The sequence below is a fragment of the Pseudomonas kermanshahensis genome, assembly GCF_014269205.2.
Classification (GTDB): Bacteria; Pseudomonadota; Gammaproteobacteria; order Pseudomonadales; family Pseudomonadaceae; genus Aquipseudomonas; species Aquipseudomonas kermanshahensis.
In genome coordinates, this window is record NZ_JABWRY020000001.1 from 1,232,267 (window position 1) to 1,244,311 (window position 12,045).

Below are 12,045 nucleotides of genomic sequence, written 5' to 3' on the forward strand. Positions count from 1 at the left end.
TTTGCCAGTATGTGACGTGGCTTGATAGAAGTATCACACTTGGCTGAGGGCGCGCGGCTTGGCCAGCAGCGAGGTGCTGCCGCGGCTGTCGTAGAGCGACGGAGAATCGCCACCCATGAGGATTCTGACCTGATTGTTGGTGATGTGTTGCTGCACCTGGATGATCCGGCCGTTGGTCTCGTTGACCTGCTGGCAGGTGTCCATCAGTTGCGAGAGCATGTCCAGCCGTTGCAGCATCGCGTCGCCATGCTGTGACTGCGCGGCCACTGCCTGCACACCGGCGCGGTCGGCGCTGAGGCCGAGGCTGGTGAGCAAGTGGCTGCGCCGCTGCCCATGCTGCTCGAGCAAGATGATCAATGACTGCTTGCGGGCCAGGATCTGTTCCAGCAGCGCCATGTCGCGGCCATGCAGGGCAATCGCTTCTTTTTGAAGAAGCTCGAGCAGTTCCTGCATCGGGGCGATGTCATCTTCGATCAGTTGCAGCAAGGTGGTGTCGTGCATGGCTAACTCTTGGCTTTAGTAAGCGTCCGTGAAGTCAGCGCGCCGAACGGTCAGCGCTGGGCTTCGAAATCGAGCAGTTTGCTGGCAACCCGGCCGGCATCGACCTGGTAGCTGCCATCGGCGATGGCCTGTTTCAACTGGGCCACGCGGGCGCTGTTGACGACGGGCTGGTCGCGCAGCGTATCGCTGACCTTCTGCAACTGCTGTGCCTCTTGGCTGAGGTGTACTGCCTCTCCGCTGGCGGTGGTGCCTTTTGGCGCTTCCGGGCTGGCAGCGGCCTTTTCGGCGGTACCGGCCGCAGCATTGCCGCGAACGCCGCCCGTAACGGACGGAGAGTTATTCAAACGACTGAAGTCGATGACCATGATCAGAAACCCCTGGGTATTTGGACGCTTGCCTTGTTTTCGGCCAACCCGAAAGAAACTTTAGGCCCAATTGCGTAGCCGCCTGTCAGCAAGCTCGCGAACCCGTTTTCTGACACAGTTTAGGAAAAGCGGTTCCACACCGCCAGCACAATGCCGCTACATTGTCACCTCGACCTGGCCGGGGCCGGTCACCCTGGCCTTGATCACCCGTTTGGAATTCATGTTGCGCACCCGGATCTGTTCGCTCAGGCCGCCCTTGCTCAACGCTTCGCCGGGCATGCGCACGCTCAAGCTGCCGCTGCGGGCGATGATCACCACCTGGTCGCCCTTGCGCACCACTTCGGCTTGCTCAAGGTGCTGCGGGGTAAGGACCTGGTCGATGACTGTGGGGCGCAGCATCTTCATGCCCACCGCCTGGTCCAGTTCGCTGAGAAAACCTTGGCCGAGGGTGCCGACATCGCGCTCGCGCAGTGCCACGTCGCCTTCGCCTACCACGTTGTCACGCTTGAGCGGGCGGGTGACCACCACCACGTCGCGGAACAGCCGCACCGTTGCCGGCACGAACACGGTCCACGGCGCGGCACTGTCGCAGCGGACCCGCACCGTGACCCGACCCAGCGGCTGCGCGGGGCTTTCCAGCGACGCGTCCAGCGGCTGGCTGCATAGCGGCATGCGCAAGCGCGGGTCGAGGGTGCTGACCTGGATTTCGTAACGGCCGGCGGTTTGGGTGCTGGCCAGATAATCTTCTACGGTGAATTCAAGAAACCCTTGGGTGACACCGATAAGCTGTTCAGGCAAGGTAAAAGCGTCCGCCAGCGTGCTAACGCTGGGCGCCAGCAGGCACAGCGTGGCCAGCGAGCCAGTCAGCAGGTGCGTCAATCGTCGGAAAAATGTCGTTTTCGTGTACATGGCGCTCAAAAAAGCAAAGCCCGTGCCGACTCGGTACCTGAGTTGCAACGAAAGGCTGAAACGTTAAGGAGTCTGGCATGGCGGGTGTTATGGATTCGGTCAACCAGCGCACTCAGCTGGTGGGGCAGAATCGCCTGGAATTGTTGCTGTTTCGCCTCAATGGCGGTCAGCTCTATGGCATCAACGTGTTCAAGGTCAGAGAGGTGCTGCAGTGCCCGGCGCTGACCTTGCTGCCCAAGTCACACCCGGTGGTGCGCGGCGTGGCCAACATTCGCGGGGCGACCATCCCGATCCTCGACCTGTCGATGGCCACCGGGTTGGCGCCGCTGCAGGAAGACACGTGCAACAGTTTTGTGATCATCACCGAATACAACACCAAGACCCAGGGCTTCCTGGTGCACTCGGTCGAGCGCATCGTCAACATGAACTGGGAAGAAATCCACCCGCCACCCAAGGGCACCGGCCGCGACCATTACCTGACCGCCGTCACCCGTGTGGACAACCGCATGGTCGAGATCATCGACGTGGAGAAGGTGTTGGCGGAAGTGGCGCCGTCGTCCGAGCAGGTGTCTGCCGGGGTGGTCGATGCCGAGGTGCAGGACAAGGCTGTGCTGCTGCGGGTGCTGACCGTCGACGATTCGTCGGTGGCGCGCAAGCAGGTCAGCCGCTGCCTGCAAACCGTCGGTGTCGAGGTGGTGGCGCTCAACGACGGCCGCCAGGCGCTCAATTACCTGCGCCAGTTGGTGGAGGAGGGCAAGCGGCCGGAAGAAGAGTTCCTGATGATGATCTCGGACATTGAAATGCCAGAAATGGACGGCTATACGCTCACCGCAGAGATCCGCAGCGATCCGCGCATGCAAAAATTGCACATCGTCCTGCATACTTCGCTCTCCGGGGTATTCAACCAGGCGATGGTCAAGAAAGTCGGCGCCGATGATTTCCTGGCCAAGTTCAAGCCGGACGACCTGGCCCAGCGCGTGGTCGACCGGATCAAGGCAACGCATTGAAGCAGCCGGGAGCCCGCTCCCGGCACCAGCGATTGAAAAGAGGCGGCAAGAGTGTCTACGGGTAATTTGGATTTCGAACAGTTCCGGGTCTTCCTGGAGAAAGCCTGTGGCATCCTGCTGGGCGAGAATAAGCAGTACCTGGTCTCCAGCCGTCTCAACAAGCTGATGGAGCAACAGGGCATCAAGAGCCTGGGCGAGCTGGTGCAGCGCATCCAGGCCCAGCCGCGCAGCGGTTTGCGCGAACAGGTGGTCGACGCAATGACGACCAACGAAACCCTGTGGTTCCGCGATAGCTACCCCTTCGAGGTGTTGAAGAACAAGGTCATCCCCGAGTTCATCAAGAACAACCCAGGCCAGCGCCTGCGCATGTGGTCGGCGGCGTGCTCGTCGGGGCAGGAGCCTTACTCGATCTCGATGGCCATCGACGAGTTCGAGCGCAGCAACCTGGGCCAGTTGAAGATGGGCGCGCAGATCGTTGCCACCGACCTGTCCGGGACCATGCTGAACAACTGCAAAACCGGTGAGTACGACAGCCTGGCCATCGCCCGCGGCCTGTCGCAAGAGCGCCTGCAGCGCTACTTCGACCCCAAAGGGCCGGGGCGTTGGGCGGTCAAGCCGGCCATTCGCAGCCGCGTCGAGTTCCGCTCGTTCAACCTGCTCGACAGCTACGCGAGCCTGGGCAAGTTCGACATCGTGTTCTGCCGCAACGTGCTGATCTATTTTTCGGCCCAGGTGAAGAAGGACATCCTGTTGCGCATCCACAGCACGCTCAAGCCTGGCGGGTACCTTTTCCTCGGCGCCTCGGAGGCGCTGAACGGGTTGCCGGACCATTACCAGATGGTGCAGTGCAGCCCCGGGATCATCTACCAGGCCAAGTAAAGCCAAGCGCGATTCCTGTAGGAGCAGCCTTGCGCTGCGAAGAGGCCGGTGAAGCCACAGTAGATTTACTGCACTTGCACCGGCCTCTTCGCAGCACAAGGCTGCTCCTACACGGGCCTGGAATCGGCTGTGATGGTCTGACGTCAATATTTTGTTTTGCCACTTTTGCCGCCCGGCGATTGCCGCTTTTCTTTCCCCAAGCGGAAGCACTTTGCCGCTTTTCTGGCATCCCGCCTGCCAGCATCCCCCTCGCAACCCCGTGTTTCCGGCCTTTAAGCCGGTTGGCACAGCCCTTGCTATACCTTGACCAACGACACTCCGGTCAACCTCCGAAGGTTTCCCCGACATGAGCATCAGTTTCGACAAGGCGCTTGGCATTCACGAAAAGGCCCTGGGCTTCCGCGCCCAGCGCGCTGAAGTGCTGGCCAACAACATCGCCAACGCCGACACGCCCAACTACAAGGCGCGTGACATGGACTTCTCTTCGGTGCTCGCCGCCGAGAGTGAAAAGCAGCAAAGCGGCCGCTTCGCCCTGGACCGGACCAACAGCCGGCACATCGAGGCCGACGGCCTGGCCCTCAGCGACGAGGCGCTCAAGTACCGCACGCCGTTGCAGCCGTCGATCGACCAGAACACCGTGGATGCCCAGATCGAGCAATCGAACTACGCGGAAAACGCCATCGGTTTCCAGGCCAGCTTCACCTTGCTCAACAGTAAATTCAAAGGGCTGGTTTCGGCCCTGCGCGGAGAGTAACCATGTCCCTTTCCAGTGTTTTCAACATTGCCGGCAGCGGCATGAGCGCGCAGAACACCCGCCTCAACACCGTGGCCTCGAACATCGCCAACGCCGAGACCGTGTCGTCGAGCATCGACCAGACCTACCGCGCCCGCCACCCGGTGTTCGCCACCACCTTCCAGAACGCACAGGGCGGCGCCAGCCAGTCGCTGTTCGAGGACCAGGGCGAAGCGGGGCAGGGCGTGCAGGTCAAAGGCATCGTCGAAGACCAGAGCAATCTGGAGGCGCGCTACGAGCCTAACCACCCCGCGGCGAACAAGGACGGCTACGTCTACTACCCGAACGTCAACGTGGTTGAAGAGATGGCTGACATGATCTCTGCCAGCCGTGCGTTCCAGACCAACGCCGAACTGATGAACACCGCCAAAAGCATGATGCAGAAAGTCTTGACCTTGGGTCAGTGATAGGAAGCCGACATGACCACGACCAATTCCACCAGTGACGTCGGCAGCGCGTACCTGACCTCGCTGCAAAAGCAGACCAGCAAAACCGACAGCAGCACCGGCGCTGCCGGCAGTGCGCTGGGCAAGGATGCGTTCCTGCAGTTGCTGGTAACGCAGATGAAAAACCAGAACCCGCTCGACCCGCAGGAAAACGGCGAGTTCGTTGCGCAGCTGGCGCAGTTCAGCAGCCTTGAAAGCATGCAGACCCTGAACGACACGGTGAACTACATCGCCGGGTCGTTCCAGTCTTCGCAGGCACTGCAGGCCTCGTCGCTGGTTGGGCGCAATGTGATCGTCCAAACCGACAAGGCCTTGGTCGACACCAGCAAAGAGATGAAAGGGTCGGTCAACCTGACCTCGTCGAGTACCGCCACGTCTGTCGGCATCTATGACAAAGACGACAAGCTGGTGCGCACCCTGGACCTGGGCTCCAAGGCCGCCGGCAAGGCCGACTTCACCTGGGATGGCCTGGACGACGACGGCGAGCCGTTGGAGGCGGGTACCTACACCTTCAAGGCGACCGCCAGTATCGATGGCACGTCCACGGCCATGACCACCAACCTGCCGGCCACGGTCACCAGTGTGACCATGGGTACCAACGGCGCAGAAATGACGCTCAACCTCGCCGGGCTGGGCAGCGTTGCGCTGTCCAAAGTTCAAACCATTGGCATCTAGGGCCTAAGCTAACGACAGGAGTAGCACATGTCTTTCAATACCGGCCTTAGCGGCCTCAATGCAGCAAACAAGGCCCTGAACGTCACTGGCAACAACATTGCCAACGTCGCCACTACCGGCTTCAAAGCTTCGCGCGCCGAGTTCGCGGATCAGTACTCCAACTCCATTCGCGGCACCAGTGGCGGCAAGACGGTCGTCGGCACTGGTGTGAGAACCGCATCGGTGTCGCAGATGTTCACGCCGGGCAATATCAACGGCACCGGCCAAGCCCTGGACATGGCGATTGACGGCAACGGCTTCTTCGCCCTGAATGACAATGGCTCGAAGATCTACACCCGTGCCGGCATGTTCTACAGCGACAAGGAAGGCAATGTCATCAGCTCGTCGGGCGCCAAGCTGCAAGGGTATGGTGTAGATGGCAATGGCAATGTCGTCCCAGGCGCGCTGACTGACCTGAAGATCGACACGTCCAACCTGACGCCCAACCCTACCGGGCGCATCACGGAGACGCTCAACCTCAAGTCCAGCGATACCGCCCCGGCCGAGTCGCCGTTCGACCCGGGTAACGTCAAGACCTACAACTACACCTTCAACACCGATGTGTATGACAGCCAGGGCAACCTGCACCAGATGAACCAGTACTTCATGAAGGATGAGGGTACTAACTCCTGGACCATGTACACCACCATCGACGGCCGCAACCCAGCCGACCCGGCGTCGACCACCCCGCTGGCAAACACGCTGCCATTCAAGAGTGACGGCACCTTGGACACGGCGCTCATGAACGAGGGTGCAGTGGCAGGTGGGCTCAGCATCAACGCAGACAAGACCTTCAACTTGGACGGCTGGGTGCCGGCGCAGAAGACAGTTGCAGGTGTGTGGGCGGCCAACGGCGCCAACGCGCATGCCTCCGGGGTCAAGCTGGACATGATCGCCACCACGCAATACAACGCCGCGTCCGCGACTACCGCCAAGAGCGGGGATGGCTTTGCGACGGGTGAGTTGTCTGGCCTGGGCATCGATGCCAGCGGCAACATGTTCGCCAACTTCACCAACGGTGAGAACAAGGTGATCGGCCAGGTCGCGCTGGTCAACTTCGCCAACCTCCAAGGCCTGACGCCGGTGGGCGGCACTGCCTGGAAAGAGTCCTACACATCGGGCGTGCCTGTTGTCGGTCAGCCGGATACCGGGACGCTGGGGCAGATCACCGGCGGCGCGCTGGAAGACTCGAACGTCGACCTGACCGGCGAGCTGGTCAACCTGATCAAGGCGCAGAGCAACTACCAGGCAAACGCCAAGACCATTTCCACTCAAAGCACCATCATGCAGACCATCATCCAGATGAGCTGATGGTGGTTGGTTTGGTGGAGTGTTGTCTGCAATAGGGGGCGCTTCGCGCCCCTTTCGCGACGCAAGGCCGCTCCTACAGGTCGACGCGATCCCTGTAGGAGCGGCCTTGCGTCGCGAAAGGGCCGCAAAGCGGCCCCAAAATCCCAAAGGTTTACCCCATGAAAAGGCTGCTGCTACTCGCGATTCTCCCCATCCTCGCCATGGCCCCCTTGCTCGCCGCCGCCCCCGCCCCCTTCTACCAATGGCAAAGCCTGACCACCGGCCGTTTCATGTGCTCGGCCACCAACCCAGGCGAAGGCTGGATGCGCTTTTCCGGCCCCTACAACAACGCCGGTTGCCGGACGTACTGAACACTGCCTTGCCGCTCGCGGCAAACATCCGCCGACAAACTGACGGTTTTTGCCTCTCGGCGCGCTGCAACCCCTGAATTCATTGGTTTGCGGACCTGGTTCGATTATTGCTTATCCCTGCTCAGTGACAGCGCGGCAGGTACGCGCATAGGAGATGCTGTGGACAAGATGCTTTACGTGGCCATGACCGGCGCCAGCCAGAACGCGCTGGCGCAGAAGGCCCATGCCAACAACCTGGCGAACATTTCCACCAACGGCTTCCAGCGCGACCTGGAGCAGGCGCGCTCGATGCCGGTGTTTGGCGACAGCTTTCCGGCGCGCGCCTTTGCCATGACCGAGCGCCCGGCCACCGACTTCAGCGAAGGCCCGATGGTCGAGACCGGCCGCGAGCTGGACGTGACCGTAACCGGCAAGGGTTTCATCGCTGTGCAGGCACCGGATGGCAGCGAAGCCTACGTGCGCACCGGCAGCCTGAACATCGACGCCCTGGGCGTGCTGCGTGCCGGCAACGGCATGCCGGTGATCGGCAACGGCGGCCCGATTGCCATTCCGCCAGAGCAAAAAGTGGAAGTGGGTGAAGACGGCACCATCAGCATCCGCGCCATGGGCGAAGACCCGCGCATGATGGCCGAAGTCGACCGCATCAAGCTGGTCAACCCCGACATTAAAAGCCTGACCAAGGGCCTGGACGGCATGATCCACACCACCAATGGCCAACCGGCAGATGCCGACGTCAACGTGCGCGTGGTGTCGGGTTTCCTGGAAGGCAGCAACGTCAACGCCGTCGAGGAAATGACCTCGGTGCTGGCGTTGTCCCGTCAGTTCGAACTGCACGTCAAGATGATGAACACGGCCAAGGAAGGCGACGAAGCCATGGCTCGGGTTTTGCAAATCGGCTAATCACATTTGAACGGGTGCCGTAAAACAGGCGCACGAGGAGAACAGCATGCTTCCGGCTCTTTGGGTCGCTAAAACCGGCCTGTCCGCCCAGGACACCAACCTGACGGTCATTTCCAACAACCTGGCCAACGTCTCGACCACCGGCTTCAAACGTGATCGCGCCGAATTCCAGGACCTGCTCTACCAGATCAAGCGTCAACCCGGCGCCCAGTCGACCCAAGACAGCGAGCTGCCCTCGGGCCTGCAAGTGGGTACCGGTGTGCGCATTGTCGGCACCCAGAAGAACTTCACCGCCGGCAGCTTGCAGACCACCGAAAATCCATTGGATATGGCGGTCAATGGGCGTGGCTTCTTCCAGATTCTGCAGCCGGATGGCACTGTTTCCTATACCCGTGACGGCACCTTCCACCTGAACTCCGATGGCCAGATCGTCAATGCCGATGGCTTGGCGCTGGAGCCTGCGATCGTCGTGCCGAATGATGCACAGACGTTCACCGTTGGCCAGGACGGTACCGTGTCGATCACCACTGCCGGTAACCCGGCTGCTCAGGTCATTGGTAACCTCCAGACTGCCGACTTCATCAACCCTGCCGGCCTTCAGGCAATGGGCAACAACCTGTTCCTGGAGACCGCTGCCAGCGGCGCGCCGCAAGTCGGCACTCCAGGCCTGAACGGCTTCGGCACCACCCTGCAGCAGACCTTGGAGAACTCCAACGTCAGCACCGTGGAAGAGCTGGTGAACATGATCACCACCCAGCGTGCCTACGAGATGAACTCGAAAGTCATCTCTACCGCCGACCAGATGCTGTCGTTCGTCACCCAGCAGCTGTAAGCCCCTGATCCCGGCCCCGTAGCCCAGATACACCGTGAGGTAAGCGTCATGAATCGTCTGTTGTCCGTCTTCGCCCTGGGGGGAGCGGTGTTGTTGGCAGGTTGCGTCGGGCCGACGCCCAAGCCCAACGACCCGTACTATGCGCCGGTGTTGCCGCGCACCCCGTTGCCGGCGGCGGCCAACAACGGTTCGATCTACCAGGCCGGGTTCGAGCAAAACCTGTACAGCGACCGCAAGGCCTTCCGGGTCGGTGACATCATCACCATCACCCTTAACGAGAAGACCTCGGCCAGCAAGAACGCCGGTTCGCAGATCCAGAAGAACAGCAAGGCCGACATCGGCTTGACCTCGCTGTTCGGCAGCACGCCCAACACCAACAACCCGTTCGGCGGCGGTGACCTGTCGCTGGAGGCCGGTTACAACGGCGAGCGCGCCACCAAGGGCGACAGCAAGGCCACCCAGGGTAACACCCTGACCGGCTCGATCACCGTGACCGTGGCCGAAGTGCTGCCCAACGGCATCATCGCCGTGCGCGGCGAGAAGTGGCTGACCCTGAACACCGGTGAAGAGCTGGTGCGCATTGCCGGCATGATCCGCGCCGATGACATCGCCACCGACAACACCGTGCCGTCCACCCGCGTGGCCGATGCGCGCATCACCTATTCGGGCACCGGCTCGTTTGCCGATGCCAGCCAGCCCGGGTGGCTGGACCGCTTCTTTATCAGCCCGCTTTGGCCTTTCTGAGTACAGATGACCATGTTCAACGTGAGGCAGCTGATTGCCGCAACCCTGCTACTGTCCTGCGCCTTCGCGGCCCAGGCCGAGCGCTTGAAGGACATCGCCAGCATCTCTGGCGTGCGTTCCAACCAGTTGATCGGCTATGGCCTGGTGGTGGGGCTCAACGGCACGGGTGACCAGACCACCCAGACGCCGTTCACCCTGCAGACCTTCAACAACATGCTGTCGCAGTTCGGCATCAAGGTGCCGGCCGGTTCCGGCAACGTGCAGTTGAAGAACGTTGCGGCGGTGTCGGTGCATGCCGAACTGCCGGCGTTCGCCAAGCCGGGCCAGGTGGTAGACATCACCGTCTCGTCGATCGGTAACTCCAAGAGCCTGCGCGGCGGCAGCCTGCTGCTGACCCCGCTCAAGGGTATCGACGGCAACGTGTACGCCATCGCCCAGGGCAACCTGGTGGTGGGCGGCTTCGATGCAGAAGGCCGTGACGGTTCGAAGATCACCGTCAACGTTCCGTCGGCCGGTCGCATTCCCGGTGGTGCCAGCGTCGAGCGGGCGGTGCCGAGCGGGTTCAACCAGGGCAACAGCCTGACCCTGAACCTCAATCGCCCGGACTTCACCACGGCCAAGCGTATCGTCGACAAGGTCAATGAACTGCTCGGCCCAGGTGTTGCTCAGGCCGTGGATGGCGGGTCGGTACGCGTCAGTGCGCCGATGGACCCGAGCCAGCGCGTGGACTACCTGTCGATTCTGGAAAACCTCGAAATCGACCCGGGCCAGGCCGTGGCGAAAGTCATCATCAACTCGCGTACCGGCACCATCGTCATCGGCCAGAACGTCAAGGTGTCGCCGGCGGCTGTCACCCACGGCAGCCTGACCGTGACCATCACCGAAGACCCGATCGTCAGCCAGCCGGGCGCGTTCTCCAACGGCCAGACCGCCGTGGTGCCGCGTTCGCGGGTCAACGCCGAGCAGGAAGCCAAGCCGATGTTCAAGTTCGGCCCGGGTACCACGCTGGATGAAATCGTCCGCGCGGTGAACCAGGTCGGCGCGGCACCCGGCGACCTGATGGCGATCCTTGAAGCCCTGAAACAGGCCGGCGCCTTGCAGGCCGACCTGATCGTGATCTGAGGACGCCGCGCATGAACAGCAAAAGCCTGGTGTCTGGCAGTGCCGACAGCGGCGCCTACACCGACCTCAACCGCCTGAGTTCGCTCAAGCACGGCGACCGCGACAGCGAAGCCAACGTGCGCAAGGTGGCCCAGGAATTCGAGTCGCTGTTCATCAGCGAAATGCTCAAGGCCTCGCGCAAGGCCAGCGATGTGCTGGCCGACGACAACCCGATGAACACCGAGACGGTCAAGCAATACCGCGACATGTATGACCAGCAGTTGGCCGTGAGCATGTCCCGCGAGGGGGGCGGTATCGGCCTGCAGGACGTACTGGTGCGCCAGTTGACCAAGAGCAAGAGCACGGCTGGTGCCACCAGCCCGTTTCCGCGCAGCGAGGGCAGTGGCCCGGCGCTGTGGGGCAACAAGGTGGCCGAACCCGCGCATGCCGCCCAGGCCAGTGCAACGCGCAATGACGTCGCGGCCCTCAATGCGCGGCGCCTGGCCTTGCCAAGCAAGCTCACCGACCGCCTGCTGGCAGGCATCGTGCCGTCGGCTGCGACCACCAACACCGCCAGTGTGCCGGCCCGTGACGGCCAGCAAGTGGCCAAGGCCTTCGCCGTGCCAGAAAACGGCCTGCGCATTGTCGGGCGTGCCGTGGCCCAGCCGCCGCTGGCGCCGAACAAGGCCTTCGCCGACAGCGACGCCTTTGTCGCCACCATGCTGCCGATGGCCGAGCAGGCCGCCAAGCGCATCGGTATCGACCCGCGTTACCTGGTCGCCCAGGCGGCCCTGGAAACGGGCTGGGGCAAGTCGGTCATGCGCAACACCGATGGCAGCAGCAGCCACAACTTGTTCGGCATCAAGGCCAGTGGCAACTGGCAGGGCGAGCAGGCGAGGGCGATCACCAGCGAGTTCCGCGATGGCCAGTTCGTCAAGGAAACCGCAGCGTTCCGCTCGTACGATTCCTACCAGGACAGCTTCCATGACCTGGTGAACCTGTTACAGGGCAATTCTCGCTATCAAGGTGCGCTGGACGCGGCCGATAACCCTGAGCAGTTTGCAAGAGAGCTGCAAAAAGCAGGTTATGCGACCGACCCGGGCTATGCGAAGAAGATCATCAGCATCGCCCAGCAAATGCAAGCAACCCCGCAATACGCCATGGCTGGCAGAACTACGAATCTATAAGGACTA

The 12,045-nt window shown here is 61.9% G+C and carries 15 protein-coding genes; 12 read left to right on the plus strand and 3 right to left on the minus strand.

Translation table 11 applies throughout. The features are described 5' to 3' along the window. Positions 1–33 precede the first annotated feature (33 nt). From HU764_RS05715 to flgA, 3 genes are all read right to left on the minus strand, one after another. A complete protein-coding gene (locus HU764_RS05715; protein WP_186703685.1) occupies positions 34–501 on the minus strand; it encodes a flagella synthesis protein FlgN in 468 nt (155 codons plus the stop codon). 50 nt (positions 502–551) lie between these two features. Continuing rightward, the gene (gene flgM / locus HU764_RS05720) at positions 552–866 is read right to left on the minus strand and encodes a flagellar biosynthesis anti-sigma factor FlgM (RefSeq protein ID WP_186703686.1); all 315 of its coding nucleotides are present in this window, start codon (positions 864–866) and stop codon (positions 552–554) included. 156 nt (positions 867–1,022) lie between these two features. Beyond that, the gene (gene flgA / locus HU764_RS05725) at positions 1,023–1,775 is read right to left on the minus strand and encodes a flagellar basal body P-ring formation chaperone FlgA (protein WP_186703687.1); all 753 of its coding nucleotides are present in this window, start codon (positions 1,773–1,775) and stop codon (positions 1,023–1,025) included. A 77-nt stretch (positions 1,776–1,852) separates the two neighbouring features. Here flgA and HU764_RS05730 point away from each other — a divergent pair, with 77 nt between their 5' ends. From HU764_RS05730 to flgJ, 12 genes are all read left to right on the plus strand, one after another. Next, complete coding sequence (locus HU764_RS05730) at positions 1,853–2,782, plus strand: chemotaxis protein CheV (protein WP_027593055.1); 930 nt, start codon at positions 1,853–1,855, stop codon at positions 2,780–2,782. A 51-nt stretch (positions 2,783–2,833) separates the two neighbouring features. Further along, positions 2,834–3,661, plus strand: a complete 828-nt coding sequence (cheR, locus tag HU764_RS05735) for a protein-glutamate O-methyltransferase CheR (protein ID WP_027593054.1) — start codon at positions 2,834–2,836, stop codon at positions 3,659–3,661. A gap of 346 nt (positions 3,662–4,007) precedes the next feature. Further along, the gene (flgB, locus tag HU764_RS05740) at positions 4,008–4,415 is read left to right on the plus strand and encodes a flagellar basal body rod protein FlgB (protein ID WP_027593053.1); all 408 of its coding nucleotides are present in this window, start codon (positions 4,008–4,010) and stop codon (positions 4,413–4,415) included. Between the two features lie 2 nt (positions 4,416–4,417). Further along, positions 4,418–4,861 (plus strand): flagellar basal body rod protein FlgC, encoded by a 444-nt coding sequence (gene flgC, locus HU764_RS05745; RefSeq protein WP_027593052.1) that lies wholly within the window; start codon positions 4,418–4,420, stop codon positions 4,859–4,861. Between the two features lie 12 nt (positions 4,862–4,873). Next, the gene (gene flgD / locus HU764_RS05750) at positions 4,874–5,575 is read left to right on the plus strand and encodes a flagellar hook assembly protein FlgD (RefSeq protein WP_186679620.1); all 702 of its coding nucleotides are present in this window, start codon (positions 4,874–4,876) and stop codon (positions 5,573–5,575) included. Between the two features lie 27 nt (positions 5,576–5,602). Next, positions 5,603–6,925: a flagellar hook protein FlgE gene (gene flgE / locus HU764_RS05755; RefSeq protein ID WP_186703688.1), complete on the plus strand. Its 1,323-nt coding sequence runs from the start codon at positions 5,603–5,605 to the stop codon at positions 6,923–6,925. A gap of 158 nt (positions 6,926–7,083) precedes the next feature. Beyond that, positions 7,084–7,275 carry a hypothetical protein gene (locus tag HU764_RS05760; protein WP_186703689.1) on the plus strand — a complete coding sequence of 64 codons (192 nt, stop codon included), beginning with the start codon at positions 7,084–7,086 and terminating at the stop codon, positions 7,273–7,275. A gap of 159 nt (positions 7,276–7,434) precedes the next feature. Then, on the plus strand, positions 7,435–8,175 hold the full coding sequence (locus HU764_RS05765) for a flagellar basal body rod protein FlgF (RefSeq protein ID WP_186679627.1): 741 nt from the start codon (positions 7,435–7,437) through the stop codon (positions 8,173–8,175). A gap of 46 nt (positions 8,176–8,221) precedes the next feature. Beyond that, positions 8,222–9,007 (plus strand): flagellar basal-body rod protein FlgG, encoded by a 786-nt coding sequence (gene flgG, locus HU764_RS05770; RefSeq protein ID WP_099454947.1) that lies wholly within the window; start codon positions 8,222–8,224, stop codon positions 9,005–9,007. Between the two features lie 48 nt (positions 9,008–9,055). Further along, positions 9,056–9,751 (plus strand): flagellar basal body L-ring protein FlgH, encoded by a 696-nt coding sequence (gene flgH, locus HU764_RS05775; RefSeq protein ID WP_016488460.1) that lies wholly within the window; start codon positions 9,056–9,058, stop codon positions 9,749–9,751. Between the two features lie 12 nt (positions 9,752–9,763). After that, positions 9,764–10,873 carry a flagellar basal body P-ring protein FlgI gene (locus HU764_RS05780; RefSeq protein WP_099455884.1) on the plus strand — a complete coding sequence of 370 codons (1,110 nt, stop codon included), beginning with the start codon at positions 9,764–9,766 and terminating at the stop codon, positions 10,871–10,873. An 11-nt stretch (positions 10,874–10,884) separates the two neighbouring features. Continuing rightward, positions 10,885–12,039 carry a flagellar assembly peptidoglycan hydrolase FlgJ gene (gene flgJ, locus HU764_RS05785; RefSeq protein WP_085272499.1) on the plus strand — a complete coding sequence of 385 codons (1,155 nt, stop codon included), beginning with the start codon at positions 10,885–10,887 and terminating at the stop codon, positions 12,037–12,039. The last annotated feature ends 6 nt before the right edge of the window (positions 12,040–12,045 follow it).

Coding starts and splice junctions, on each gene's coding strand:
- HU764_RS05780 (WP_099455884.1), top strand. CDS start 9,764: ATGTTCAACGTGAGGCAGCTGATTGCCGCAACCCTGCTACTGTCCTGC.
- flgD (WP_186679620.1), top strand. CDS start 4,874: ATGACCACGACCAATTCCACCAGTGACGTCGGCAGCGCGTACCTGACC.
- flgH (WP_016488460.1), top strand. CDS start 9,056: ATGAATCGTCTGTTGTCCGTCTTCGCCCTGGGGGGAGCGGTGTTGTTG.
- HU764_RS05730 (WP_027593055.1), top strand. CDS start 1,853: ATGGCGGGTGTTATGGATTCGGTCAACCAGCGCACTCAGCTGGTGGGG.
- flgG (WP_099454947.1), top strand. CDS start 8,222: ATGCTTCCGGCTCTTTGGGTCGCTAAAACCGGCCTGTCCGCCCAGGAC.
- flgJ (WP_085272499.1), top strand. CDS start 10,885: ATGAACAGCAAAAGCCTGGTGTCTGGCAGTGCCGACAGCGGCGCCTAC.
- HU764_RS05715 (WP_186703685.1), bottom strand. CDS start 501: ATGCACGACACCACCTTGCTGCAACTGATCGAAGATGACATCGCCCCG.
- HU764_RS05760 (WP_186703689.1), top strand. CDS start 7,084: ATGAAAAGGCTGCTGCTACTCGCGATTCTCCCCATCCTCGCCATGGCC.
- flgC (WP_027593052.1), top strand. CDS start 4,418: ATGTCCCTTTCCAGTGTTTTCAACATTGCCGGCAGCGGCATGAGCGCG.
- flgA (WP_186703687.1), bottom strand. CDS start 1,775: ATGTACACGAAAACGACATTTTTCCGACGATTGACGCACCTGCTGACT.
- flgM (WP_186703686.1), bottom strand. CDS start 866: ATGGTCATCGACTTCAGTCGTTTGAATAACTCTCCGTCCGTTACGGGC.
- flgE (WP_186703688.1), top strand. CDS start 5,603: ATGTCTTTCAATACCGGCCTTAGCGGCCTCAATGCAGCAAACAAGGCC.
- flgB (WP_027593053.1), top strand. CDS start 4,008: ATGAGCATCAGTTTCGACAAGGCGCTTGGCATTCACGAAAAGGCCCTG.